We start from the raw sequence: 24,685 nt of genomic DNA, 5'->3' as shown, positions 1-24,685 counted from the left end.
CCTAGCCCGGCTATCACCGGATGGCTCACCCGGGTCGCGGCCCACATAGACAGAGGAACTCTTCCATGGCGCAACAGGCACCTTCCACTGCGGCGGCAACGCTCAGTTCGGAGCTGCCCGCCTGGCAGCAGGCCCGGCGGCTGAACATCATCAAGGCCGCCAACGCCGCACTCAAGGCCCAGGAGTACGAGCAGATCCAGATCCGCGACGTGGCGCAGGAAGCCGGAGTCGCGCTGGGCACTCTCTACCGCTATTTCTCGTCCAAAGAACACCTCTACGCGGCGGTGCTGTTGGACTGGGCAGCGCCGGCTTACGCGCGGTCCGGTGACAACCTGTCGGAGCATCAGATCCGGGCCAAGATGAACGCGGTCATCTCGTCGTTCGAGCGGCGCCCGCACTTCTTCAAAGTCCACGTGATCCTGCAGTCGAGTTCGGATACCAACGCAAAAGCACTGCTCGGCGAGTTCTTCACCGTTTGCCAGCAGACTCTGGCCGGCGACTTCGCCCGGCTCGGCCCCGGCGCCGCCGCCGACGCCGCGATCATGTTGTGGTCGATCATCAACACCGCCCTCACCTCGGCGATCTACCACGACGGAACGATGGACGACGTCTACCGGCTGTGCAACCGATTCATGGACTTCCTGTTCGGCCCGGCCGAGCCAACGCTTGAAAACTAGATTCGGGTTCTAGTAGGTTGGTGGAAGACAATCTCTTCCACTTTCTCCACGCGCAGGAGCATCCATGGGTTTTCAGGGCGATGCGGCAATTGTCGGATATACGGAGTTGCCGCCGCAAAAGGTTTCCACCAGAACCCCGCGCTTCACGCTTGAACAGTGGGCGACACTGTCGGCGTCGGCCATCGAAGACGCCGGCCTGACCGGCATCGCGATCGACGGGATCGTCACCTCGACCCTGCTCGAGTCCGAGATGTTCGTACCGTCCACCATTGCCGAGTATCTCGGCGCGAAGGTCAACTTTGCCGAGATCGTCGACCTCGGTGGAGCATCGGCATCCGCGATGGTCTGGCGCGCCGCCGCAGCGGTGGAACTCGGTATCTGCCAAGCGGTCCTGTGTGTTCTTCCGGCCGACTACGGCGTGCCGTACAACGAGAAGAAGCCGTTGCCGGAAAGTCTCACCGACATCCTGCTGTACGGGTCGTCGTCGAATCGCTACGGCTCGCCGCAGGCCGAGTTCGACATCCCGTTCGGCAATCTCGGGCAGAACGGTCCGTATGGGCAGATCGCTCAGCTGTACCGCTCCGTATACGGATACGACGAGCGGGCGCTGGCGAAAATTGTTGTGGATCAACGGGTCAACGCCAACCACACCCCCGATGCGATCTTCTACGACAAGACCCTGACCATCGACGATGTGCTGGCCAGCCCGATGATCGCCGACCCGCTCCGCCGCCTCGAAATCGTGATGCCGTGCTCTGGTGGCGCCGCAGTGCTGGTCACCTCGGCGGCACTGGCGAAGAAGAGCAGGAATCGTCCGGTGTGGATCAAGGGTTTCGGCGAGCACGTCGCCTACAAGACGCCCAGCTATGCCGAAGACCTGCTGCAGACCCCGATCACGCAGGCGGCCGACTCCGCATTCACGATGAGCGGTCTCGAGCGCAGCGACATGGACATGGTCTCCATCTACGACTGCTACACCATCACGGTGTTGATGAGCCTGGAAGATGCGGGTTTCTGCGAGAAGGGCAAGGGCATGGAGTTCGTCAACTCGCATGACCTGACGTTCCGCGGCGACTTCCCCCTGAACACCGCGGGCGGCCAGCTCGGATTCGGGCAGGCCGGACTGGCAGGCGGTATGCACCACGTGTGCGACGCCACCCGCCAGATCATGGGTCGGGCCGGGGCCGCACAGGTCGACGACTGCAACCGCGCGTTCGTCTCCGGCAACGGTGGCGTGATGGGCGAACAGACCACACTTGTTCTCCAGGGCGACTAGAAAGCGATCACCTCATGACGTTCACCAAACCGATGCCGGTGAAAACGCCTGTGACCGCACCCTTCTGGGATGCGTTGGCAGAGCACAAGATCCGCATCCAATATTCACCGTCGCTGCAGCAGTACGTGTTCTATCCGCGTGTCCTGGCGCCCGGCACGCTCGCCGACGACCTCGAGTGGCGTGAGATCTCCGGCCTCGGGACGCTCTACACATTCACCATCGCGCGCAAGCCGGTGTCGCCGCATTTCGCCGACTCGGTGCCGCAGCTTGTTGCCGTGGTGCAGTGGGACGAAGGTCCCCGACTGTCCACCGAGTTGGTCAACGTCGCACCGGAAGACATCACGGTGGGCATGCGGGTCAAGCCGGTGTTCTTCGACTACCCCGACGACGACGTCACGCTGCTGCGGTACGAGCCCGCCTGACCCGGCGCCTGCGGTTCTGACGGTGTCAGTCCGGAACCGGTACCGGCTCAAGCAGTTCGGCCCGCGATTCCGGAGCAGCCGCGCGTAGGGCATCGGCAGATCCGTCGTCAGGTTGACGCTGCGAAGCAACCTCGGCCACAACGCGGGCTAGGTAGGTCTCGACCTCGAACGCGGTCTGCTCGGCATCCCAGTCCAGCAGTGGCGCAGCCAGATCCGCCACCTCGGCTGCGCAATTCACACCGCGGTCGGGGTACTCGATCGCGATCCGGGTCCGACGCGCGAGGATGTCTTCGAGGTGCAGAGCCGCTTCACTGACGACGGCGTAGACAACCTCGACCCGCAGGTACTGCGGGGCGCCCGTCAGCGGTTCGAGCAGGCTTGCGTCCTTCTTGGCGTAGTCCAAGACCTCCTCGATCATCGAGCCGTAGCGATTGAGCAGGCGCCGAATACGGTACGGGTGCAGCCCATGTCGTTGTCCGAGCTGATCGCATTGATTGATCAGCGCGTGATAGCCGTCGGCTCCGAGCAGCGGCACCTTCTCGGTGATGGACGGCGCCACCCGGACCGGGATGAAGTCGGTGATGGCGTCCACCGCGTCAGAAGCCATCACCCGGTAGGTGGTGTATTTGCCGCCTGCGATCGCAACCAGACCCGGCGCGACCTCGGCAACAGCATGTTCGCGCGAGAGTTTCGACGTCTCGTCGCTTTCGCCGGCCAGGAGTGGGCGGAGGCCGGCATAGACGCCTTCGATGTCACCGTGCGTCAGTGGGGTCACCAGCACCTCGTTGACCCGTTCGAGGATGTAGTCGATGTCGGCGGCGGTCGCGGCCGGATGGGCCAGATCGAGGTTCCAGTCGGTGTCGGTGGTGCCGATGATCCAGTGGGTTTCCCACGGGATCACGAACAGCACCGATTTGGTCGTCCGGAGAATGATGGCCGATTCACTGACGATGCGATCACGCGGGACGACGATGTGCACACCTTTGGAGGCCCTGACCCGAAAGCGGCCGCGCTGCTTGGACAACGCCTGGATCTCGTCGGTCCAGACCCCGGCCGCATTGATCACGCAGTGACTGCGGATGTCGGCGGTCTCGCCGGTCTCGGTGTCGCGGACTCGGACACCACTGACTCGGTCGGCTTCGCGAAGGAAGCCGGTGACCTGGGTCGACGTCCGGATCACCGCGCCATAGTGGGCGGCAGAGCGCGCCACGGTCAAGGTGTGCCTGGCGTCGTCGACCACGGTGTCGTAGTAGGTGATCCCGCCGGTGAGCGAGTTCCGTTTCAGGGACGGAGCAATACGCAGCGCCCCCGAACGCGTCACATGGTGTTGTCCGGGAACTGATTTGGACCCGCCCAGCGAGTCGTAGAGAAATAGGCCCGCAGCAACGTAGGGGCGCTCCCAACCCCGGTGGGTCAGTGGGTAGAGGAACGGGAGGGGTTTCACGAGGTGCGGCGCCAGGGTCGTCAGGGAGAGTTCGCGTTCGTGCAGCGCTTCGCGGACCAGACCGAACTCGAGTTGTTCGAGGTAGCGCAATCCGCCGTGGAACATCTTCGATGAGCGACTCGATGTGCCCGATGCGATGTCGCGGGCTTCGACCAGAGCCACCCGCAGACCGCGGGTTGCGGCGTCGAGCGCAGTTCCGGCCCCGACGATGCCTCCGCCGACGACAACAACGTCGAACTGTTCGGTCGAGAGGCGCTGCCAGGCGTTTTCCCGGTAGCGGGGACCGAGGTCTGCAGGCCGATCCGGATCGAAAGCTGCTGCGCTCATCGCGATCTCCCATTCAGCTGGGCGGATACTCTTGTGCCAAGGTTACCCGCTGGTAACTATTCGGCCACTCCAGTCCGCTTCGGTGACACGTCGATGGTCCACACAGCGGACTCTACGGGCAGTTCATGGAACACTCGGGGACGTGAGCAACACCACGGGGTACGTAGCCGCGGTCGACCAGGGCACAACGTCGACGCGTTGCATGATTTTCGACCATTCCGGACGTGTCGTCAGTTCGGAACAAGTCGAGCACAGGCAGATCTTCCCGCAGTCCGGGTGGGTCGAGCACGATGCCGTGGAGATCTGGCGGCATACGCGCCGCGTGGTGGCCGCTGCGATGGCATCGGAAGATCTCGAGACCGCCGACATCGTCGCGCTGGGGATCACCAATCAGCGTGAGACCACCGTGGTCTGGGATCGGTCGACGGGACGGCCCGTCTACAACGCCATCGTGTGGCAGGACACGCGCACCGCTGCACTGTGCGAGGAACTGGCCGGCGACCACGGCGCGGGCAGGTATCAGCAGCGAACCGGACTCCCGTTGTCCACCTACTTCTCCGGGCCGAAGATCCGGTGGATTCTGGACAACGTCGATGGCGTCCGAGAACGCGCCGAGGCCGGCGAATTGTGCTTCGGCACAATGGATACCTGGCTCATCTGGAACATGACCGGCGGCCCGAGCGGTGGGCAGCATCTGACCGATGTCACCAACGCCTCTCGGACCATGCTGATGGATCTCGAAACACTTGCCTGGGATGAGCAGATCTGCAACGAGATGCGTATCCCAATGAGTCTGCTGCCCGAAATTCGCAGTTCGTCGGAGGTGTATTGCCATGTCCGCGAGCGGGGTCCGCTCGCCGACGTACCCATCGCCGGCATCCTCGGCGATCAACAGGCAGCCACGTTCGGGCAGGCCTGCCTGTCGGTCGGCGAAGCCAAGAACACCTACGGCACAGGTAATTTCCTGCTGCTCAACACCGGCGAAGAAGTGGTGCACAGCAACCATGGACTGCTGACGACTGTCTGCTACCAGATCGGCGACAACAAACCCGTCTACGCTCTGGAGGGGTCGATCGCGGTGACCGGATCCCTGATCCAGTGGCTGCGAGACAATCTTGGGTTGATCAACACTGCAGGAGATATCGAAGAGGTCGCTCAGACCGTCGATGACAACGGCGGCGTCTATTTTGTGCCGGCCTTTTCAGGTTTGTTCGCTCCGCGCTGGCGACCCGATGCGCGTGGCGTGATCGTTGGCCTGACGCGCTTTGTCAACAAGGGCCATATCGCGCGAGCAGCGTTGGAGGCCACCGCTTTTCAGACGCGGGAGGTGATCGAGGCGATGCAAGCAGATTCGGGTGTCACGTTGTCGACCCTGAAGGTGGACGGTGGCATGGTCGTCAATGAGCTGCTCATGCAGTTTCAGGCCGACATCCTCGGCGTTCCGGTGGTCCGGCCGGTTATCAACGAAACCACAGCATTGGGTGCCGCGTACGCGGCCGGGCTCGCGGTGGGCTATTGGGACAGCGAACAAGAGATTCGCGACAACTGGGCAAAGGACAAGTCCTGGGAGCCCGCAATGCCCGTCGATGATCGGGATGAGCGCTTCGCCGAATGGAACACCGCCGTCGAACGAAGCTACGACCTGGCCTGAGCGAGCGCGCCCACAAAGAGCGAGCGGCAACGAAGTGCGCTATTGCTGCTTGTCGTCTGGGTCTTTGCCACCGAGCGCGTCCGGCGCTGAGTTCTCCCCGGCCGGGCCGAGGTCCAGGACACGAGCCCAATCGCCGAGGACGGGCGGTCCCACCAACGGCAGGCGCCCGACAATCTCTTCCCCATTTTCCCGGGTGTGCAGGTACGACGGCGCGCGATGTTCGCCATCCTTGTCCTTCCCGGCTCCGCGGCCTCCAGCGGGCGACCCTGTAGGACTTCCACCCCGGGAGCCGGCTGACGGTGTCGCCCCGGCCGATTGATTGGCGCCGGTTGTCGGTGTCACCAGCGATGCGGGCATCCGACGTCCGAGCGGGCTCGCTTCCGAACCAGCGCCTCCGACGCCGCCACCTGCCCCGCCGCCGGAGCGACCTCCGCCCGAACCACCGCTTCCCGAGCCACTACCGGACGCCCCACCGCGGGCACTGTTCAACGCTGCGGCCGACGTCAGGCCGCTCGCACCCGCGCCACCGGCTATCGGTGCGCCAAAAGCGCCATTGAGCGGGCCCGGTGTGGATCCGCCTCCGCTTGTGCCAGATGCGTCGCCGCCACTTCCGAGGGTGAAGGGCGTGTCTTCGGCTTGGCCTCCCACATAGGCGGACTGCTCAGCGCTGGGCCCGCTCGGGCCGCCTGGCCCGTCGGGGCCGTTTGCGCCATTTGTGCCGGCTCCCGCGAGCAACGCCGGACTGGTGTCTCCTGATCCGCTACCGGAGCCAGCTCCGCCCAGGGCTTCGACGACGTTTTGTTCAAATCCCGCACCAAGCTGCAGTAGTGGGGCGGCGTCGTATTCGGGCAGTGAGCCGTTCGCGCCGATGACCGGGTTGCTGTACGAATCCGTCATCGTCTTGGCGATCAGGGCGCGGTGCACCGCCCGCTCCATATTGTTGTTGCCGCCGCCATCGCCGAATGTGGTGTCAAGGTCCGCAACGTTGCCCTGAGTTTGCGAGAGGATCCCCGCGATAGCTGAAATCTGGTCCGCAATCTGGAGCCCGACTGCCGCCGAGCTATCCGTGTGCCGGATACCGGCAACCGTTGCGCGGTGCGATCCAGTGACGGTTTCACCGCTGAACTCGCCTTCCGGATACAACTTTGGAAGGGCCGCTTCATAGACCGCCGCAGCTGCCTGAATTCGACTCGCAATCAGCCTGATCGCCTCAGCATCGGCCTCCGCCGAGCTCGGCTGCATACTCGCGCACACCCGACGCATCTCATCGAGCGCATGGCTGACCCAGTCCGTCGGATCAATCGATCTAGGCGCCACATTCTCCCCCGATCTCGCTGACTGCGCGTCCCCAGCGCTGGTCCCAACGCAACAGCCTAGTGCAATGCAAATTCAGTGTCCGCACTACAATAACCTGAAACAAATCTGTTCAATCAGGAATCTTATCGATATTAGAAGTCATAAAGCCGACAGCAATTCGACACGGATCGTATTTGGATCGCACCTCAGACCCACCAACAATACCGACATCAACCACAACGATTGAATCCTGCGACTCGACGTAGGTCATACAGGCCGATTCATCATCATTCAGTACCGCCAGACCAACGACTCTTCCTTTAACGTTGATGTCCGACTTCCAGTCAATCTCAGGCATACTCGACTTATATTTGGCCAAGGACTCTCCATCGGTGACAACGACACCTATAGAAAACAGATCCGGCATTAACCACATACACCCTCGAATGCCCTGCCCATCGACCTGTGCCGCATCTTCGACCACCGCAGGATCAACCTCGAACCTCAATAGCTCTTCTTCCGAAAATGCCACACAAGGTTCGAACGGAGTCCCATCATTCGACGGATTCCATCTATTCGGGAATTGATTTTCAAACGGTAGGGCAGGGTGCGCAGGTTCCGTCACTCTAGAAGTATTTGGCGCGACAGTACCATTCTTAACCGGCTGCGCCGCACCATCATTTACCGCGCAGGCAGGAAAACAGACAATCGCCATAGCCACAAGAATGATTCGGATTTTCACTGGCGAAAATTTCCCGCTTGTATATCATCAGTCCCCATCAGAGTTGACTTGGAAGCCCTGCACTGACTGGCCACATTTTTAAGGTAATTAGCCTCAGACATTATCGATTGCGCAAACGACCCCGAATCTCCCCGCAGCAAATCCCGCAGGTTCTGCAGAGTGCCTTCGCCCTCAGAGCAATCACCAGCCCAATTTGAACTCAGCACAAGGCGCAGTGCAGCTTGCTCCTCCTGCAGAACGCCCGCGAACACCTCCGCAGCCATCGCTACTGCTTCCCACTGCTCATCAGTGAACTGCACTTCGTCGGCCATGTCCCCTCCTCGCATAGATCTCCCGCCTGAGGTACGACGTTAGCCGTTGGCGATCGGTTCCAACCAGCATTGAACTCAACATCTGGACCAGCACCATGCCGCGAGCCCCAGTGCTCGTTCAGCTATTCACCCTGGTCAGGGCTATCCGGTTCGGGATCGGGTTGGACCTCAGGTTCGCCGCCGGTCCGTTCCGCCAACTTGTCAGCCAACACCGCCCGGCGGTCGGCCAGAACCTTCTCCCAGGCCGCCGCGAAGGTCTCGTTGACGTGCTGGGCACGGTTGACCCGCGGTTTGCGTTCCGGATCCACTCTTGCCGGTGGTATCCACCCGACCCTGCCCTTGTCAGGGCCTTCGGTGATCATGATCGTCTGCCACTGACCCGGACCATCGCCCACCAACTTGTGGTGCGGCGGGCACGCCGATCCCATCAGATCGATGTCGGTCAGACCGCCATTAATCCAGGCGATCAGGTGATGGATCTCCACCCAGGTCGCCGGATTGGTGCAACCCGGGTGCGAGCAACCTCGATCCCGGGCGAACAACGCCAACCGCTGACCCTTCTGGGCGGTGCGTTTGGCCCGGGCGAAGTACAGCACCTCGGCGCTGTGGTCGGCGAACACCGCCAAGTATTTGTCGGAACGCGCTGCCAGGTGCAGGGCCTCTTTGACCGGAATATCTACTCCGGAGGCCGTTTTGGCGATCCCCGCGCAATCGTCGAGTTGTTGTTTGGTCATCGTGATGATCAGCTGCGCCGGCAACCCCCGATGGGACTTGCCGAGAAGGTTGCACTCCAAAATCGTTTTCAAAATCGCTTTGAGTGCATCGTGGCGTTGTTGGCCCTGCGAGCGAGTATCACGCTCGGCAGCAGCCTTCACCAGCTCTGCATCCTGCTTCGGATCATCACTGGCACCGGACGGTGAGTTCGGATCGGCCGGGTTGTTCATGCCCGGGGCGGCCCAGACATCCATCACCGTCGTGAAAAACGCCAACGTTTCCGGATCCAGGGTGCCCGAGATCTTGGCCATCAAGTCCACACCCTGATTACCCAAACTCACCGAACGTTTACGGGCCCGATCCGAATCATCGGTCAACCGGCCATCGGGATCGACCCGGGCCAGCACCTGACGGCCCGACGCCGCCAACTGAGTCGGATCCTGGCCGACGGCCTCTTCGGTCATCCAATAATCAACCACGTCATACACCGCCGAATCCGACGCTGACGGGATGTGTTTGCGCACATCCAACATCACATCCATATGTGCTGCGCCGATCAGTCCTTGGGACCAGGCATGTTCGGCGGCAGGGCATTTCGGTGCCAGCTCTTCACCCTGCATCGTATGGAATCGGCCGACTGCTTCCAGACCGCGGATCCTGGACATGGTTTGGCCTTTGGTCAACCGCAACTCGCTACGGGTGAAACCAAACAGCGACGAATATCCGGCATCGGTGAACGATGACCGGTTCGAGACCCACAGCAGGTGCCGCAACCCGGTGAACTCGAGCTTGCGGACGATCCGTTCATGCACCCGCACAAGCTCATTGACTTCCGCATCAGCCATATCAGAATCAGCGCAGTCCGCGATGTCGGCAACCAGTAGCTCCAACTCGAGGTATTTGCGCACCAACACCGGAACCGAAGAAGGATCAATCGAGGAATCGTCAGTCATCATGCCCCCCAAGACATCTGATCGAACGCTTTCAATCAGTTTACCTCAAAGGGCCTCGCAAGTAGAACGTATATTCGAACTAATTCGACGAATTTTCCACAGCGCCAGCCAATCTCCGAACTGCTTCGTCCAACCCTTCAGGTCCTAGAGTGCAGAAGCTCAGCCGCAGGCAATCACTGATATCTTCTTCCACGCCAAAGGCCGCCCCCGGCACAAATGCCACGCCGGCATCCACCGCGTCCGTCAGTAACCGCGACGTATCGACGCCAGGCATCCGAACCCAACAGAACATGCCGCCCTCGGGCTCAGAGAACTGAACCTTCTCCCCCAACTCACGACGCAGCGCGCCAGTCAAAGTGGTTGCACGCAGGCGATATTCGGACTGCACGTGGGAAATATGCGCATCCAGCCACGCTTCGTCATCGAGCAACTCCGCAACCATCAATTGACTGAAGGTCGACCCGCACAGATCCGCACCTTGACGAAGCAGCTCCACCATTGCAATCACCTCAGGCGGGCCGCTCATCCATCCGACGCGCAGCGCAGGTGCCAGAATCTTCGATGCCGAACCAAGCCGGACAACTCGATCACCGTGCGCCGCAATCGGTTCGATATCGAAACCGGAGAACCGCAACCGCCCATACGGATCGTCTTCGACGACGATGAATCCATAGTGATCGGCCAACTGTGCCAGTTCGATCCGAGTCTGCGCCGTGGCCGTCACCCCGGCAGGATTGTGGAAGTTGCTAACGGTATGCACTATCCGCGGTCGCTCGCCGGCTTCGAGCAACTCACGCAGTGCCCCGACATCACATCCAGAAGCGGTGATCGGCAACGCACGCACCCGTGCACGCACCGACTGAAAGACCTGCAGCGCGCCCACATACACCGGGTCATCGACCACCACGAGGTCATCGGGATTCACGAGGGCATGCGCCAACAGAAACAGTGCCTGTTGCGAACCGTGAGTCAGCAGGACCCGACCTGGATCATCAGCACCGACATACCGCGCCACCGCCTCGCGGCATGGGTACACCCCTGCGCTCACGGTGTATTGCAACGAGGCCGGGTCAGCGCTGATGCGTGCAGCCGACTCCGAGATTCGCGCCGCAGGAATCAATTCGGTGGCGGGCAGTCCGCCCGCGAGACTCAGCACATCGGGCTGTTCGGTCAGCTTCAGCAGATCACGGATCGCTGATCCGCGAACATTCGCCAACGCGTGTGATGGTGCGTAAGGACTTCCAACAACAGACATGGCAATCACTCTCCACAGCAGCAGGTATCAATAATGCGTGGTGATGAGAGTGGTCACCGAATAAGGCGCGCCAGTGTGAGTCGCAAAACCCAGGTTAGCGCGCCTTAATCGAAATATGAAATGCAATTCCCAAAATATGGGACAGTTAGTCCAGATCGTCGTGACGGACCAGCTGACGAGCAGCCTCGGTGATCGATCCGGACAGCGACGGGTAGACCGAGAACGTCTGTGCCAGATCGCCGACCATCAGCTTGTTCTGCACTGCGAGCGCGATCGGCAAGATCAGCTCAGATGCATTGGGTGCCACCACAACTCCACCGATCACAACACCGGTTGCCGGACGGCAGAAGATCTTCACGAAGCCACGCCGCAACCCACTCATCTTTGCGCGCGCGTTTGTCGCCAGCGGCAACATCACCGTCCGGGCCGGGTACTCGCCGGAGTCGATGGCATGCTGGCTGACACCGACGGTGGCGATCTCGGGCCGCGTGAAGATCGCCGACGCAACGGTCTTGAGACGGATCGGCGACACACCTTCACCCAGCGAGTGGTACATCGCGATTCGGCCCTGCATGGCAGCCACGGATGCCAGCGGCAGCAGCCCGGTGCAGTCACCGGCGGCGTAGATACCCGGCACTGCGGTCCGCGACACCCGGTCGACGTTCAGGTAGCCACCACGGCCGAGCTCCAGGCCGACATTCTCCAGTCCGAGATCGTCTGTGTTCGGAACCGATCCGACAGTCATCAGGCAATGAGAGCCCTCAACGGTGCGCCCATCGGCAAGGGTGACTTTCACGCCATCGGCGGTGCGTTCGACTTTGTCGGCCCGCGCGTGTTTCACCAGCGTGACGCCGCGCTCGGCCAACACGTCCTCGAGGACAAGCGCTGCGTCTTCATCCTCGTGGGGCAGGACCCGGTCGCGACTCGAAACCAGCGTGACCGGAACACCGAGCTCGGTGTAGGCGTGCACGAACTCCGCACCGGTGACACCTGAACCGATGACAATCAGGTGCTCGGGGAATTCATCGAGGTCGTACATCTGGCGCCAGGTGAGGATCCGCTCACCGTCAGGCTTGGCGTCAGGAAGAACTCGGGGCGACGCGCCGGTTGCGATCAACACCACATCGGCGTCCAGAATCTCTTCGGTTTCGTCACTGCCATCGGGCCCGAACGGCGTGGCGAGAATCTTGTGCCGGGCAAATCCGACCTCGGGCACAGCGAGCCGGCCACGGCCGTGAACGATCCGGACACCCTCGCTCAGGAGCCGCGAGCGGATGTCGGACGACTGGGCGAAGGCGAGATCCTTGACGCGCTCATGGATCTGCGGCAACGACACGAGCGCACCGTCATATTGCAGGTTGATTCCCAGGTCAACGGCACGACGGACGTCCGTTCTGATCCCGGTCGAGGCGATGAATGTCTTCGACGGCACGCAGTCCCACAGGACGCAGGCACCGCCCATGCCGTCACTGTCGACAATGGTGATGTCAGCACCGTAGGTGGCGGCGGCAAGTGCCGCTTCGTAGCCGGCGGGTCCTCCACCGAGGATCACGATTTTGGTCATTTCAGGTCAACTCCCAGGGATGTCGGATGGGCCTGCCGGCGGGGTGGCGCCACTTGAGAATCTAGTCGATCGCCTCTTGCACTTTCCCGATGGGGAGCTGACCATCTAGGCTCCTCTCCGTGCCTATCTACGCCGCCTATGGCTCGAACATGCATCCCGAGCAGATGCTCATGCGTGCCCCACACTCTCCGATGGCGGGCACCGGCTGGCTGTACGGGTGGCGGCTGACATTCGGTGGCGGCGACATCGGCTGGGAAGGTGCACTGGCAACGGTCACCGAGGATCGCGACGATTCCGATGCCCGCGTTTTTGTCGTCTTGTACGACGTCACAGAGGACGACGAATCCAGCCTTGACCGCTGGGAGGGCTCCGAACTCGGGATCCACCGCAAGATCCGTTGCCGCATCACCACACCCAACGGACCGGTCCTGGCATGGCTGTATGTCCTGGACGCCTTTGAAGGCGGCCTACCCTCGGCGCGCTACCTGGGCGTCATGTCCGAGGCAGCTGAAATCGCCGGTGCACCTTCCGAATACGTGCATCAGCTCCGGGTCCGCGAATCACGAAATGTGGGGCCAGGACCCGACAGCCCGGGACCAGACCACTAGTCCAGACCAGCAGCCCCCGCGACCGTCACCGGTCGCGCAGGCTCGCCTGCAGAACGATCCCGGCCAGCGTCCGCACGCCCACCGCGAGCGCGCGCTCGTCGAGGTCGAAGTTGGGCTGATGCAGGTCGACCTGCGGTCCGCGGCCGGACCACACCCCGAGCCGCGCCATCGCACCCGGAACGTTCTCCAAGTACCACGAAAAGTCCTCTCCACCACCGGATTGCGCGGTGTCGGCGAGCGCGTCGGGGCTCACCGACAAGATCGCGTCGCGGAAGATCTCGGTGGAGATCGAATCGTTGACAACCGGTGGGACGCCACGCTTGTAGATCAGGTCGTAGCGCACGCTCAACGGCGACAGCATCCCTTCGATGATCTCGCGGACGATCGGCTCGAGCAGCGCCCAGGTGGTGTGGTCGCCGGTGCGCACCGTGCCGCGCAGACGGCCCTCTTGCGGAATCGCATTGGGCGCATCGCCTGCATGTGCCGAACCCCACACCATCACGGTGCTGGTTCGCGGATCGATCCGCCGTGACAGCACTCCGGGCAGACCGGTGATCACGGTTCCCATGGCGTACACGAGGTCCGCGGTCAGGTGTGGTCGCGAGGTGTGACCACCCGGCGAGTGCAACACCAGTTCGACGTGATCAGCCGCCGAGGTGATCGGACCACGTCGCAGTCCGACCTTGCCGACCTCGAGTTTCGGGTCACAGTGCAAGGCGTAGATCTGCGACACACCACGCGTGACGCCGGCGGTGACGGCATCCAGAGCGCCACCGGGCATCACTTCCTCGGCCGCCTGGAACACCAGTCGGACACCGATCGGTAGCTCGTCCATCGAGGCCAGGGCCTTACCCACACCCAACAACATCGCGGTGTGTCCGTCGTGCCCGCAGGCATGTGAGACGCCCTCGACGGTCGACGCGAACGGCAGACCGGTCAGCTCGGAGATCGGCAGCGCATCCATGTCGGCGCGCAACGCCACCATCGGTCCGGCCGGACCGATGTCACAGACCACGCCGACACCCTGGGGCAGAACCCGTGGGGACAGGCCGGCCTTCGTCAGTTCGTCGACTATGACACCGGTGGTGCGCAGCTCACTTCGCGACAGTTCCGGGTGGGAGTGGAAATCCCGACGCCACGCCACCAACTGCGCGGTGTTGGCGTTGATCCAACCGTCCAGATCCTTCAGGAAACGTTCTGCGTCCACGTGTTGCCCACTCATATTTCGTTGCACACTCATCGTCATCTGCCCGCGTCACGCGGGACTGAACCAATTCGTTTTTCCTGCTCTTGCAGGAGGTCTTCACGCCACTGCGGATCGGCCGCTGCACGCGCGGCGGTGGCTGCCAGGGCCAGCGCCCCGTCAACGACCGCCTGATCGGCCGACGGCGACGCAGCGGCGGCCGCGAACTCGATTTCATGGGTTCCGGCGCCGTTGCTCTCGATGCCGATCATGGGGTGGATGGACGGCAACATATGGCTGATGTTGCCCATGTCAGTGCTGCCGAGCGGGCGCACACCCTCCAGGGCTGCCGGCATCACTTCGCGTCCGAGGTCGGCGATCGCACCCCGGTACGCCGCGAGTAGTCGCTGATCGTGCCGGAGCTCAACGTAAGTCGGCGACACGGTCGAGATCTCGTACGTGCAGCCCGCCGCCATCGCACCGGCCGCGAAACACGCTTCGGCGCGCTCACGCAGGTCTGCCAGCGATGCCTCGTCGATCGCCCGTAAGTAATAGAGCAACTCGCTGTGTCCGGGCACGATGTTCGGGGCGCTGCCGCCGTCGCTGACGATTCCGTGAATCTGCTGGCCGGCCTTCAGATGTTGGCGCAGCAGCCCGAGGGAAACCTGCGCGATGGTGCCCGCATCCGCGGCGTTGCGGCCGCGCTCGGGCGCAGCTGCCGCATGGGATTCGACACCTGTGTACCGGATCGCCAGATCATCCAATGCCAAAGACCGGCTGGCCACTTCGTCCATCCGTCCCGGGTGCACCATCAATGCCATCGCAACCGGATCGAAAACCCCGGCGCGGGCCATCACAATTTTTCCGCCACCGGTCTCTTCGGCCGGTGTGCCGAGGACAAGGACGGTGATGCCGAGTTCATCGGCCATCTCCGCAAGGCCACGCGCTGCACCGACCGCGGTCGCGGCGATCATGTTGTGCCCACACGCATGCCCCAAACCGGGCAACGCGTCGTACTCGGCGCACAGCCCGACCACCAGATCGCCCGAACCGTAGGTCGCGGTGAACGCGGTGGGAAGGTCGGCAACCCCGGTGGTGACGTCGAAGCCGTAGTCATCGAGCAGGCTGGTCACCTTGGCGACGCTGCGGTGTTCGGAGAACGCCAGTTCCGGTTCGGCGTGAAGCGAATGAGACAACTCGATCAGGTCACCGGCCACTGCCTGTACGGCATGCGCGCCTCGCTGCCCGATCTGTGTCATCGGTTCATTGTCTCACCATCGCGATTGCGTCCTGATCCGAGTTAGCCAACCAGGTTGGGTGGGGTCAGGTAGGCGAGGTCGGCGAGAAGGGGCTCGCGGAGACCCTTTTTGATCATCTGCAGAGCCGGTCCGGCCAGAGCACTTCGCCCAACGGCGATGTCGGAGGCCGTGGATGTCAGCACATCGACATCGACGGCCTGCTCGACGATTCCGGCGGTGACCGCATCGAGGCCGCCGTACCGACGTCCGGTGGTCATGGCCTCGGTGGCGGTGGCGTCGGTCAGTCGGGTCCGGATCAATGTCGCCATCCCCTTGGTGAACGGCATTCCGAGCATCACCTCGGGGAGCGACCAAAAGCCCCGCTCGGTCCGCATCACTCGGTGGTCAGCGCACAGCGCCAGCATGGCGCCTGCACCGAAAGCGTGGCCGTTGACCGCGGCAACGGTGGGCTGCGGGAACGTCAGGATCCGCGTGTACAGGGCGTGGACGCGGTCGAGGTACGCCGGAAGTTTGTCGCCATTGGCGCCGATGTAATCCACATCGAGCCCGTTGGAGAAGAACTTTCCGGTCGCGGTGATGACCAACGCGCCCGGCTTGTTGTCGGCGACTTCGTCGAGGCAGGCATTGATGGAGTCGAGCCAGTCGATTCCGAAGCGATTGTCGGAATCACTGTCGTCACCCTCGGTGCCCAGAAAGAGCGTGTGGACGGCGTCATGTGTGGTCACGTACGGCATGTCGCGAGCCTAGCGGTCCCGGCCTTTCTCGCTACGACGGACACAGCACTGTTCGCCGCGGAACCAACGCAGGGTGCGATAGTCGCCCGTTTTCGTCTTAGGGTTGTCCCATGGCAACCGACGGACCCGACGTGATTTCAACCAGCTCCGATCCGACGATCGATCCCATCGGCGCAGCGCAGGCGGCTGCCGACGCGATCGCTGCGGCAACCGGGAAGCCGAGCCACGACGTGGCCGTGGTCCTCGGCTCGGGCTGGGCCCCGGCCGCTGCCGCATTGGGTACCGCCGACGCCAGCATCCCGATGGCGGAGTTGCCAGGTTTCACGCCACCGAGCGCGGCCGGACACTCCGGCACCGTCCACTCGCTGCGCATCGGCGGTCGTTCGGTGTTGGTGCTGCTCGGCAGAACCCATGCGTACGAGGGACATCCACTGGGCAGCGTTGTCCACGCGGTCCGGACTGCCGCCAAATGTGGGGTCGGGACCATCGTGCTGACCAACGCGGCCGGCGGTCTGCGCCACGACATGACGGTCGGCCAGCCGGTCCTGATCAGTGATCACCTCAATCTCACGGCCCGCTCCCCTCTCATCGGCGCGCAGTTCGTCGACCTCGTCGACGCCTATGCACCGCACCTGAGGAAGATCGCACAGTCCGTCGATCCCACACTCGCCGAAGGCGTCTACGCGGGACTCCCCGGGCCGCACTACGAAACGCCCGCCGAGATCAACATGTTGCGGGTCCTGGGAGCCGACCTCGTGGGTATGTCGACCGTGCACGAGACCATCGCCGCCCGTGCGGAGAAGATGTCGGTCCTGGGCATCTCGCTGGTCACCAATCTTGCGGCCGGTATCACCGGCGAGCCACTGAATCACGAAGAAGTCCTGGAGGTCGGCCAGGCCTCAGCCACCCGGATGGGTCACCTGCTGGCCCAGGTGATCGAACAGATCTGAGAGCACCCATGACACAGGACTTTTCATGACACCGCTCGAAGCAGTCCAGGCCTGGATCGACGCCGATCCCGATCCGCGCACCCGAGCCGAACTCGCCACGCTCAACACCGACGAGCTCGACGAAAGATTCTCCGACACCCTGCATTTCGGGACTGCAGGGCTGCGCGGCCCGGTCCGCGGCGGTCCGCTGGGGATGAACGTCGCGGTGGTCACCAAGGCAACCGCCGGGGTCGGGCAGTGGCTGATCAACCACGGTCATGCAGGCGGCACAGTGGTTGTCGGTCGCGATGCCCGCCACGGTTCCGAGGATTTCTACACCGCGGCCACGGAAGTCCTTGCGGCGCAGGGGTTCGACGTGGTCGCACTGCCCGCCCCCGGACCGACCCCGTTGGTCGCGTACGCCACCCGAAACCTGGATGCCGTCGCCGGGATCCAGATCACCGCCTCCCACAACCCGCCTGCCGACAACGGCTACAAGGTCTACCTGGAGCAAGGGGCGCAACTGGTTCCGCCTGCGGACGTGGAGATCGAGCAGTTGATCGCGGCCACCGGGCCTGCCAACGACATCCCGCGGACGCCGGTGGCACCGGATGATCGTGCGCGCGAGAACATCGCGCACTACCTTGCTCGAATCGTGACCCGGTTCGGTCACCACGAGCGTCGAACGATCCGGATCGCACTGACCGCCATGCACGGTGTGGGCGGCGATCTCGCGGTGCAGGCGCTGCGCGAGTGCGGGTTCCACAATGTCACGGTGGTCGGGTTGCAGCATGCCCCGGATCCGGCCTTCCCCACCGCCACGTTTCCCAATCCCGAGGAGCCGGGCGCTGCGGATCTGCTACTCGAACTGGCCGCCGACATCGACGCCGACATCGCCATCGCCCTGGACCCCGACGCCGACCGTTGTGCGGTCGGCACGCGGATCGACGGCATGTGGCGAATGCTCACCGGTGATGAAACCGGCGCGTTGCTCGGCTCCCAGATCATCGCCGAGCACACCGGCGAAGACGTGTTGGTGGCCAACACGATCGTCTCCGGCAGCCTGTTGAACAAAATCGCAAAGGCGTCCGGTGTCCGGTATGCGGCAACATTGACCGGTTTCAAATGGCTGGTCCGAGCCGGAGAGGGCCTGGTCTATGCGTATGAGGAAGCCATCGGACACTGCGTCGACCCCGATGCTGTCCGCGACAAGGACGGCATCAGCGCCGCGGTCGCGCTCAGTGTCCTCACCCAGTCGCTCGCCGACACCGACCGCGACCTGGCCGACCGTCTCGACGAAATCGCGATCGAGCACGGTGTCCACCTGACACGCCAGTACTCGCTGCGTGTCGAGGACCTCGAACGCATCGCCGAGATCATGGCCGACCTTCGCACGAACCCGCCGCAGCAGTTGGACGGGGTCGCCGTCGACGCCGAGGATCTGCTCGGTCGTCCACCGGGCCTGGCAACCGATGCCGTGCAGCTCACGGGCACCTCTGAAACCGGCCAGATCCGGGTCATCGCCCGACCGTCGGGCACCGAACCGAAACTCAAGTTCTACCTTGAGGTCGCCGAAATTCCGGGCCCACCGCTGACCACCGCACGAGCGTCGGCGGAGGCTCGAATGGCCGCGATCACCGCTCAAGTCGCCACCTACTGTGCCGGGCGTCGCCGGTAGGGTGAGCGCGTGAGCGGAAACTATTACCCAACACCCCCGCCGCGATCTCCATGGTCGTCACCGGTTGTGATCGGTGCGATCGTGGCCGGCGTACTCGTACTGGCGCTGGCCATCCTCCTCGGCTTTCTCCTGATCCCGTCAGATGACTCCACCCCCGAAGCCGAGAGCAGCAGCACCACAACCAGCCCGCAGGTGTCGACGCAGACCGTGACGGCCGAGCCGTCGACCGTGACCGCGACCCCCTCTCCGACGCCGACCCCGACAACCTCGACATCGGTCGGTCCGGTGCCGAATGTCCCCGGCGCAGATCGGCAAGGCTTTGTCAGCGGTCCACGCTGCAACGGACCGGAAGACACGGTGGTCATGGTCGGCCAGACAGATCAGTCGAAAATTGTTGTCTGCCAGGCCGATAATCAGTCCGGCCGCTACTACTACAAGGGCCTGGCGAACGGCCTGGGCGTCGAGATCCCAGATCCGACGCGTTCCGGGAACCAGTTTGTGGCGTTGAACCGCGACACCACCTATGAGATGACGCCGACGTCCCTCACCATCGCAACGAACGGCGCGGTCGTCTCGCAGGAACCGATGCTCTACTACTGGACGAATTGACCTTGATGCCAACCGAATCGATCACCGACCCCCGGCCCGAAGTTCTGCACGCCGCTGCGATCGACGTGGTGCGCGGCGGGCGATATCTGTTGCGCGACATCAACTTCACCGTCAGTCCCGGCGAGCACTGGGCCCTCCTGGGCCCCAACGGCGCAGGCAAGTCGACGCTTCTACACATCCTCGGTGCATTCGGACACCCGACCCGCGGCACGGTGGACGTCCTCGGCCACCGTCTGGGCCGGGTGGACATGCGCGAATTACGCACGCACATAGGACATGTCGACCCGCGGCACCGTCTTGATCTTCCACTGAAGGCGCATGACGTCGTCCTGACCGGGCTGACCAACACCCCGGAGCTCGACCCTCGACGCAGCTACACCACCGCCGAGCACCGCCATGCCGACGACCTTCTCGAGCTACTCGGAATGTCTGCGCGCCGGGAATCGGTGTGGACCACGATGAGTCAGGGCGAACGCGGGCGCACCCTCATCGCACGGGCACTCATGCCGCGGCCCTCACTGCTGTTGCTCGACGAGCCCGCCACCGGCCTCGACCTCGCCGCCCGCGAACAGCTGCTGACCAGCATCGACCAACTCCGAAAAGAAGTCACCGATCTGGCCAGTGTCATGGTCACCCATCATCTCGAAGACCTGCCGACGAGCACCAGTCACGCCGTGCTGCTGCGTGATGGAGAAACGGTCATCCAAGGCGGCGTCGAGGTAGCCCTCACATCGGCAACCATCACCAAGTGTTTCGACCACCCGGTCCTGGTGACGCGCGATGGTGGTCGGTGGGCTGCGCGCAGTCGTTAGGTCCGTAAACCCACGATCGGAGGCAATCCCATGACAGCTGACTTTCCGGAGATCGGTGCCATCCACCACGTCAGCATCACTGTCGTCGACCTCGACCGAAGTGTTGATTGGTATCGATGGGTCCTCGGCTTCGAGGTCGCCTCGCGCCAACAGAAAGACGGTGCCGACAAGGCGATGCTCCATCACCCCGGCGGGCTCATCCTCAGCCTGATCTCACACGGTCCCCGCGCAGCGCGCGGCGGCTTCTCCGAGTTCCGGCCCGGTCTCGATCATCTCGCGTTCGAAGTCTCCGACCTCGACGAACTGGAACGCTGGCGGTCGATACTCGACAACGCCCAGATCGAACACAACGGGATCGTGGCCGGGATGATCGGACACCTCATCGCCTTCCGCGACCCCGATGGCATCGCCCTCGAGTTCTACACTCGCCGGCCGGCCACCTGATCCCCCCGCGTTCGGATCAGCGGGGTCCGAACTGGCGGTCACCGGCATCGCCGAGACCCGGCGTGATGTAAGCGACGTCGTTGAGACCGTCGTCGATGGCCGCGGTCACCAGGCGAACAGGAAGACCTGAATTACCCAGCGCTGCCACACCTTCGGGCGCCGCCACCACGCACACCGCGGTGATGTCGGTGGCATTGCGGGTCACCAGCAATTCGATCGTGTGAATCATCGAACCACCGGTGGCAAGCATCGGGTCGAGGACAAAAACCGGCTGGCCGGACAGGTCGTCGGGAAGCGACTCGAGATAGGGCACCGGCTGGTAGGTGTCCTCGTTGCGAGCCATACCCACGAATCCCACGTTGGCTTCGGGCACCATGGCGTGCGCCTGCTCGACCATGCCCAAGCCGGCCCGGAGCACGGGTACCAGCAGCGGGGGCGCAGCCAACCGGACGCCCTTGGTCTCGGTCACCGGCGTCGACACCGCGATCTCGGTGACCGGAGCACCGATCAGTGCCTCGTAGATGAGCATCTGGGTCAGGTCTGACAACGCCCCACGAAACGCCGCGTTATCGGTGTTCTTGTCGCGCAAGGTGGTCAGTCTGGCCGCGGCCAAGGGATGATCGACAGTCCGGATCTGCATGGGATAACCATACGAGGGGAACCAGACCACCCGCCCATCGCGTCGTAAACCCATGACTTCGGTATCCGTTGAACCCGCCGCCCTGACCGCCGCCGCTGCCGGAACACGATCGGTCGCTGCCGAAATCGGGGCATACGCGGCCACCGGTCGCATCGAGGCGGCCGCACTGATTCCGGCATTCGGCCTCATGGGAGCCGAGTTCGCAGCGGCGGCGGTGACGGTCACCGACCGGCACAGCCGTGAACTCACCGACCTCGCGTCCCGGATCGACGCGCTGGCAACCGACCTGCAGCAGTCCGCCGCCACCTACTCAGGCGCCGACAACGGCAGCGCGCACGAGATCAGCGCCCAACAGATCAGAGTCCAACAGAACAGGGCGCTGTAGATGATCCCCGTCGAGATCCTGATCGCACCGCTGCAAGCACTCCTTGCCACCCTTGGCACCGGGGTTCTGCCAGGTGGTGCGCCCGCCACGCAATTGAGAACAATCGCAACGGTTCTCGACGATTCCCGCGCCGGCCAGTACCGCGTGAACACCGAACTCAAACCACAGTGGTCCGGGGCAGGCGCCAACTCGGCCATCGCAGTTCTCGACGAGGCTGTCGTCGCGGCGGCCAACTACTCCGACGACAGCCTTGCCATCGCCGACATCATCGAGTCGGCAGGCGACACCGTGCGGCAGGCAGCCCTCGAACTCGAGGCCATCCTCGATTCCTTTGTGACGATCGCGGCCGCGATGGGACCGACACTGTTCACCCCGGCGGGCATCGCCGCGATCCTGCCGGTTGCGATGACCCACCTGCAACGTGGCATCGATGTCGTCGAACGCACCCGCACGAAACTCGCCGCGGACACCGATAGGCTTCTACAGATCGGCCGCACACCCGCGCCGGCCACCACCGATTCGGTCACCTCCCAGCTCGCCCGAGTGGGCACCGGACTCGGCAATCTCGCAAACGCCGCCTTCGGGCCCGTCACCGCGGCCGCACAGTCAACCCCATCCGAAGCAGGACTGCCGCAGGACCCGGGCGCCGCACCGACCGTTCCCGCCGGGTTGTCGGCCACCAACACCGACGGCACCGGCGTCGCGATCACCCTGCCGGACGGCTCGGTCGCCTACGCCCCCAACGAGCGTGCAGCCAAGGCGGTGCGGGCCGCGTTGAGCCAGCAGGGTGTCCCCTACGTCTGGGGCGGGACCACTCCCGGCGTGGGCCTCGACTGCAGCGGCCTGACCCAGTGGGCGTACCGCGAGGCAGGCGTCGAACTCCCCCGCCTCGCCCAAGAACAGGACACCGCCGGAGTTGCGGTGTCACAAGCCGACCTTCAGCCAGGCGATCTCGCTGTCTGGTCCGGACACGTCGCGATGTACATCGGCAACGGCCAGATGGTCGAAGCCGGCGGCGATCCGGTCAGCGTTTCGCCCGTCCGAACCTCAAACCTGAATCAGACGTTCGAGGGGTTTTACCGGCCCACGTGACTACAGGCCGCGTCTGACGATTTCGACTTCGTAGCGCCGGATGTGCTCTTCGATGTGTGGGAGGTTGTCCGGATCATCCATCGCGATGGCCAACTCTCGCGTCCGCTGCGACGCAAAGAGCCCGGGGCGCAACTCGTCGTCGTCCATTGCCTCTGGATCTCTCATGCTTCCCATCGTCGCATCGCGGGGCCGACGATGTGTGGACACTCACACACCACGATGAAGTTGCCGCCTACTGCAATCGCGCTCTCGAACCCGACTTTCGAGGGCTTTTGTCGGCCCTTCTGAGACGCGGCGACAAATTCATGGCAAAGCCACAGCGGTAATGGTGAGGCGAAGTAGCCCACGGTCATCATCGGTGACTAGGCTCTGTCCCCATGGCCGGAGACATCGTCCCAATTGAACTCGTGATCACCGAAGGCAACACCTTTACGCTGTGGGCTCCCCGCTGGCGTGAGGGTGATGACGAGTGGGAGGCGTTCCTGGGTCTCGACGAAGACTTGTACGGATTCAGCTCGGTCGCCGAGCTTGTCGCGTTCGTCCGATCGGGCGCTGAAAACGATCTCGATGAGCACCCCGCATGGAAGACCGTTGTCGGACTCAAGGCCGACGAGTTCGAACCCGCCGAGGACAAGTCCTTCGACCTGATCGCAGTCCCGGAACTCGCTGCCGAAGACCCGACACCTGATGTCATCGCCAAGCTCGAAGATGTACTCGAGATCGTCCGGATCATCGGCGAGGTCTGTGAACTGACGCCGATCACCAAGTTCTTCAACGGCAACCCCATCCTCGGCGCGGTCACCACCGGCACCCGCAACTTCGTCGGCAAAGACGGCGCCGAACTGTGGGAGCGCATCGGCACGCTCATCGACAAGCGCTGGGACGACGTCATCGACGCGATCGATGAGGTCATCAGCTCTCCAGACGTCGACGCCGATGCCGTTGCGGTGGCCGACGCCGAACTCCTCGCAGCCGCCAGCGCCGAAGACGAGGACGAGCCGGACGAAGACGACGTCGAGATCGTCGACCGTGATGCCGATGACGACGACGAAGACGACGACATCGTTGATGAAGACGACGAGGACGAAGACGAGTACGAAGAGATCGACGAAGACGACTTCTGGGCGTCCGTCGGTATCGACCCCATCCAGATCGTCACCGCAGAAGGCGAATTCTTCTCACTCCGTTGCTATCTGGACGATGATCCGGTCTTCCTCGGTAAGGACGGCAAGATCTACGCCTTCAGCTCGAAGCGCGCTTTGGAGCGGTACCTGGCCGACGACAACGAACACGACCTGTCGCCGATCAGCACCTTCGAGGACATCCAGGTCGCGGCCACTGACGGCTCTCTCGAGATCGACGTCTACGAAGACAACGTCTACGTTCTGCCGGGCCTGACCGATGACATCCTCGACGGCCCACGCCGCATCGACCGCAAGCAACTCGAATTGGCCGTCGAACTGCTCACGGACGCAGCAGATTATGCGGACGACGATTCGGTGGCCGAGGCCTTGGGCACGACCACACCGCTCGGCTGGTTCGTGGACTACACGCTCAACCCGGATCCGAAACGGATGGCACCGAGCCCGCCGTTCGACAACGAGTCCGAAGCCTGGCGAGCACTCGAGCACGACTTCGACGCCCGCCTGGAGAAGAAGCGCGGCTGACGCGCTTCCAGGG

At 63.4% G+C, this 24,685-nt stretch carries 25 protein-coding genes; 13 read left to right on the top strand and 12 right to left on the bottom strand.

Features of this window, described 5'->3' with window-relative positions; translation table 11 throughout:
* Positions 1-65: 65 nt before the first annotated feature.
* The 3 genes from AC1TQG_RS16125 (at position 66) to AC1TQG_RS16115 (ending at position 2,375) form a co-directional block, all read left to right on the top strand.
* A complete protein-coding gene (locus tag AC1TQG_RS16125) occupies positions 66-677 on the top strand; it encodes a TetR/AcrR family transcriptional regulator (protein ID WP_482138499.1) in 612 nt (203 codons plus the stop codon).
* Positions 678-741: 64 nt separating this feature from the next.
* Positions 742-1,953 carry a thiolase family protein gene (locus AC1TQG_RS16120; RefSeq protein ID WP_482138497.1) on the top strand — a complete coding sequence of 404 codons (1,212 nt, stop codon included), beginning with the start codon at positions 742-744 and terminating at the stop codon, positions 1,951-1,953.
* 14 nt (positions 1,954-1,967) lie between these two features.
* Positions 1,968-2,375: a Zn-ribbon domain-containing OB-fold protein gene (locus AC1TQG_RS16115; protein WP_482138495.1), complete on the top strand. Its 408-nt coding sequence runs from the start codon at positions 1,968-1,970 to the stop codon at positions 2,373-2,375.
* A 25-nt stretch (positions 2,376-2,400) separates the two neighbouring features.
* On the opposite strand, the gene glpD is transcribed toward AC1TQG_RS16115, so the two are convergent.
* A complete protein-coding gene (gene glpD, locus AC1TQG_RS16110; RefSeq protein ID WP_482138493.1) occupies positions 2,401-4,146 on the bottom strand; it encodes a glycerol-3-phosphate dehydrogenase in 1,746 nt (581 codons plus the stop codon).
* Between the two features lie 142 nt (positions 4,147-4,288).
* Here glpD and glpK point away from each other — a divergent pair, with 142 nt between their 5' ends.
* Positions 4,289-5,797 carry a glycerol kinase GlpK gene (gene glpK / locus AC1TQG_RS16105; protein ID WP_482138492.1) on the top strand — a complete coding sequence of 503 codons (1,509 nt, stop codon included), beginning with the start codon at positions 4,289-4,291 and terminating at the stop codon, positions 5,795-5,797.
* A 39-nt stretch (positions 5,798-5,836) separates the two neighbouring features.
* Here glpK and AC1TQG_RS16100 read toward each other — a convergent pair whose 3' ends face one another.
* From AC1TQG_RS16100 to AC1TQG_RS16075, 6 genes are all read right to left on the bottom strand, one after another.
* Positions 5,837-7,114, bottom strand: coding sequence for a hypothetical protein (locus AC1TQG_RS16100; protein WP_482138490.1), 1,278 nt, complete (start codon positions 7,112-7,114; stop codon positions 5,837-5,839).
* A gap of 109 nt (positions 7,115-7,223) precedes the next feature.
* Positions 7,224-7,835 (bottom strand): DUF3558 family protein, encoded by a 612-nt coding sequence (locus AC1TQG_RS16095; protein WP_482138488.1) that lies wholly within the window; start codon positions 7,833-7,835, stop codon positions 7,224-7,226.
* Positions 7,832-8,146, bottom strand: a complete 315-nt coding sequence (locus AC1TQG_RS16090; RefSeq protein ID WP_482138486.1) for a hypothetical protein — start codon at positions 8,144-8,146, stop codon at positions 7,832-7,834. Before AC1TQG_RS16090 ends, AC1TQG_RS16095 begins: the two co-directional genes overlap by 4 nt.
* Before the next feature lie 122 nt (positions 8,147-8,268).
* Entirely contained in the window at positions 8,269-9,816 is a 1,548-nt protein-coding gene (locus AC1TQG_RS16085) for an HNH endonuclease signature motif containing protein (RefSeq protein WP_482138484.1), read from the bottom strand.
* 76 nt (positions 9,817-9,892) lie between these two features.
* On the bottom strand, positions 9,893-11,068 hold the full coding sequence (locus AC1TQG_RS16080; RefSeq protein WP_482138482.1) for an aminotransferase-like domain-containing protein: 1,176 nt from the start codon (positions 11,066-11,068) through the stop codon (positions 9,893-9,895).
* A gap of 145 nt (positions 11,069-11,213) precedes the next feature.
* Positions 11,214-12,632 (bottom strand): NAD(P)H-quinone dehydrogenase, encoded by a 1,419-nt coding sequence (locus tag AC1TQG_RS16075; RefSeq protein ID WP_482138481.1) that lies wholly within the window; start codon positions 12,630-12,632, stop codon positions 11,214-11,216.
* Between the two features lie 119 nt (positions 12,633-12,751).
* Between AC1TQG_RS16075 and AC1TQG_RS16070 the strand changes: the two genes are divergently transcribed.
* A complete protein-coding gene (locus AC1TQG_RS16070) occupies positions 12,752-13,240 on the top strand; it encodes a gamma-glutamylcyclotransferase (RefSeq protein ID WP_482138480.1) in 489 nt (162 codons plus the stop codon).
* 25 nt (positions 13,241-13,265) lie between these two features.
* On the opposite strand, the gene AC1TQG_RS16065 is transcribed toward AC1TQG_RS16070, so the two are convergent.
* The 3 genes from AC1TQG_RS16065 to AC1TQG_RS16055 are packed head-to-tail and all read right to left on the bottom strand — an operon-like array spanning position 13,266 to position 16,416.
* Positions 13,266-14,462, bottom strand: a complete 1,197-nt coding sequence (locus tag AC1TQG_RS16065) for a M20 family metallopeptidase (RefSeq protein WP_482138478.1) — start codon at positions 14,460-14,462, stop codon at positions 13,266-13,268.
* A 20-nt stretch (positions 14,463-14,482) separates the two neighbouring features.
* The gene (locus AC1TQG_RS16060; RefSeq protein WP_482138477.1) at positions 14,483-15,682 is read right to left on the bottom strand and encodes an amidohydrolase; all 1,200 of its coding nucleotides are present in this window, start codon (positions 15,680-15,682) and stop codon (positions 14,483-14,485) included.
* A gap of 41 nt (positions 15,683-15,723) precedes the next feature.
* Positions 15,724-16,416, bottom strand: a complete 693-nt coding sequence (locus AC1TQG_RS16055; protein ID WP_482138475.1) for an enoyl-CoA hydratase/isomerase family protein — start codon at positions 16,414-16,416, stop codon at positions 15,724-15,726.
* Between the two features lie 110 nt (positions 16,417-16,526).
* Between AC1TQG_RS16055 and AC1TQG_RS16050 the strand changes: the two genes are divergently transcribed.
* From AC1TQG_RS16050 to AC1TQG_RS16030, 5 genes are read left to right on the top strand one after another with little or no spacing between them, the layout of a single operon-like run.
* Positions 16,527-17,366, top strand: coding sequence for a purine-nucleoside phosphorylase (locus AC1TQG_RS16050; RefSeq protein ID WP_482138473.1), 840 nt, complete (start codon positions 16,527-16,529; stop codon positions 17,364-17,366).
* Positions 17,367-17,391: 25 nt separating this feature from the next.
* Positions 17,392-19,023 carry a phospho-sugar mutase gene (locus AC1TQG_RS16045; protein ID WP_482138471.1) on the top strand — a complete coding sequence of 544 codons (1,632 nt, stop codon included), beginning with the start codon at positions 17,392-17,394 and terminating at the stop codon, positions 19,021-19,023.
* Between the two features lie 9 nt (positions 19,024-19,032).
* Positions 19,033-19,632: a hypothetical protein gene (locus AC1TQG_RS16040; RefSeq protein ID WP_482138469.1), complete on the top strand. Its 600-nt coding sequence runs from the start codon at positions 19,033-19,035 to the stop codon at positions 19,630-19,632.
* Between the two features lie 5 nt (positions 19,633-19,637).
* On the top strand, positions 19,638-20,444 hold the full coding sequence (locus AC1TQG_RS16035; RefSeq protein WP_482138468.1) for an ABC transporter ATP-binding protein: 807 nt from the start codon (positions 19,638-19,640) through the stop codon (positions 20,442-20,444).
* Positions 20,445-20,474: 30 nt separating this feature from the next.
* The gene (locus AC1TQG_RS16030; RefSeq protein WP_482138466.1) at positions 20,475-20,888 is read left to right on the top strand and encodes a VOC family protein; all 414 of its coding nucleotides are present in this window, start codon (positions 20,475-20,477) and stop codon (positions 20,886-20,888) included.
* Between the two features lie 16 nt (positions 20,889-20,904).
* On the opposite strand, the gene upp is transcribed toward AC1TQG_RS16030, so the two are convergent.
* A complete protein-coding gene (upp, locus tag AC1TQG_RS16025; protein ID WP_482138465.1) occupies positions 20,905-21,528 on the bottom strand; it encodes a uracil phosphoribosyltransferase in 624 nt (207 codons plus the stop codon).
* 52 nt (positions 21,529-21,580) lie between these two features.
* On the opposite strand from upp, the gene AC1TQG_RS16020 reads away from it, so the two are divergent.
* A complete protein-coding gene (locus tag AC1TQG_RS16020; RefSeq protein ID WP_482138463.1) occupies positions 21,581-21,913 on the top strand; it encodes a type VII secretion target in 333 nt (110 codons plus the stop codon).
* A complete protein-coding gene (locus AC1TQG_RS16015; RefSeq protein ID WP_482138461.1) occupies positions 21,914-23,005 on the top strand; it encodes a C40 family peptidase in 1,092 nt (363 codons plus the stop codon). It begins immediately after the preceding gene.
* Here AC1TQG_RS16015 and AC1TQG_RS16010 read toward each other — a convergent pair whose 3' ends face one another.
* Positions 23,006-23,170 (bottom strand): hypothetical protein, encoded by a 165-nt coding sequence (locus AC1TQG_RS16010; protein ID WP_482138459.1) that lies wholly within the window; start codon positions 23,168-23,170, stop codon positions 23,006-23,008.
* 212 nt (positions 23,171-23,382) lie between these two features.
* Here AC1TQG_RS16010 and AC1TQG_RS16005 point away from each other — a divergent pair, with 212 nt between their 5' ends.
* Complete coding sequence (locus tag AC1TQG_RS16005) at positions 23,383-24,672, top strand: primosomal protein (RefSeq protein ID WP_482138457.1); 1,290 nt, start codon at positions 23,383-23,385, stop codon at positions 24,670-24,672.
* The last annotated feature ends 13 nt before the right edge of the window (positions 24,673-24,685 follow it).

The organism is Williamsia sp. Y844 (assembly GCF_056786475.1).
Note: the sequence above shows the minus strand (reverse complement) of the source record. Positions and strands in the feature narration are given on the sequence as shown.

Excerpts from the sequence above, each read along its gene's own strand:
- AC1TQG_RS16035 (WP_482138468.1), top strand. The coding sequence starts at position 19,638 with ATGCCAACCGAATCGATCACCGACCCCCGGCCCGAAGTTCTGCACGCC.
- AC1TQG_RS16045 (WP_482138471.1), top strand. The coding sequence starts at position 17,392 with ATGACACCGCTCGAAGCAGTCCAGGCCTGGATCGACGCCGATCCCGAT.
- AC1TQG_RS16030 (WP_482138466.1), top strand. The coding sequence starts at position 20,475 with ATGACAGCTGACTTTCCGGAGATCGGTGCCATCCACCACGTCAGCATC.
- AC1TQG_RS16085 (WP_482138484.1), bottom strand. The coding sequence starts at position 9,816 with ATGATGACTGACGATTCCTCGATTGATCCTTCTTCGGTTCCGGTGTTG.
- AC1TQG_RS16080 (WP_482138482.1), bottom strand. The coding sequence starts at position 11,068 with ATGTCTGTTGTTGGAAGTCCTTACGCACCATCACACGCGTTGGCGAAT.
- AC1TQG_RS16015 (WP_482138461.1), top strand. The coding sequence starts at position 21,914 with ATGATCCCCGTCGAGATCCTGATCGCACCGCTGCAAGCACTCCTTGCC.
- AC1TQG_RS16075 (WP_482138481.1), bottom strand. The coding sequence starts at position 12,632 with ATGACCAAAATCGTGATCCTCGGTGGAGGACCCGCCGGCTACGAAGCG.
- AC1TQG_RS16005 (WP_482138457.1), top strand. The coding sequence starts at position 23,383 with ATGGCCGGAGACATCGTCCCAATTGAACTCGTGATCACCGAAGGCAAC.
- glpD (WP_482138493.1), bottom strand. The coding sequence starts at position 4,146 with ATGAGCGCAGCAGCTTTCGATCCGGATCGGCCTGCAGACCTCGGTCCC.
- AC1TQG_RS16120 (WP_482138497.1), top strand. The coding sequence starts at position 742 with ATGGGTTTTCAGGGCGATGCGGCAATTGTCGGATATACGGAGTTGCCG.
- AC1TQG_RS16010 (WP_482138459.1), bottom strand. The coding sequence starts at position 23,170 with ATGAGAGATCCAGAGGCAATGGACGACGACGAGTTGCGCCCCGGGCTC.
- AC1TQG_RS16055 (WP_482138475.1), bottom strand. The coding sequence starts at position 16,416 with ATGCCGTACGTGACCACACATGACGCCGTCCACACGCTCTTTCTGGGC.
- AC1TQG_RS16050 (WP_482138473.1), top strand. The coding sequence starts at position 16,527 with ATGGCAACCGACGGACCCGACGTGATTTCAACCAGCTCCGATCCGACG.
- AC1TQG_RS16065 (WP_482138478.1), bottom strand. The coding sequence starts at position 14,462 with ATGAGTGGGCAACACGTGGACGCAGAACGTTTCCTGAAGGATCTGGAC.
- AC1TQG_RS16090 (WP_482138486.1), bottom strand. The coding sequence starts at position 8,146 with ATGGCCGACGAAGTGCAGTTCACTGATGAGCAGTGGGAAGCAGTAGCG.
- AC1TQG_RS16115 (WP_482138495.1), top strand. The coding sequence starts at position 1,968 with ATGACGTTCACCAAACCGATGCCGGTGAAAACGCCTGTGACCGCACCC.
- AC1TQG_RS16125 (WP_482138499.1), top strand. The coding sequence starts at position 66 with ATGGCGCAACAGGCACCTTCCACTGCGGCGGCAACGCTCAGTTCGGAG.
- upp (WP_482138465.1), bottom strand. The coding sequence starts at position 21,528 with ATGCAGATCCGGACTGTCGATCATCCCTTGGCCGCGGCCAGACTGACC.
- AC1TQG_RS16060 (WP_482138477.1), bottom strand. The coding sequence starts at position 15,682 with ATGACACAGATCGGGCAGCGAGGCGCGCATGCCGTACAGGCAGTGGCC.
- AC1TQG_RS16020 (WP_482138463.1), top strand. The coding sequence starts at position 21,581 with ATGACTTCGGTATCCGTTGAACCCGCCGCCCTGACCGCCGCCGCTGCC.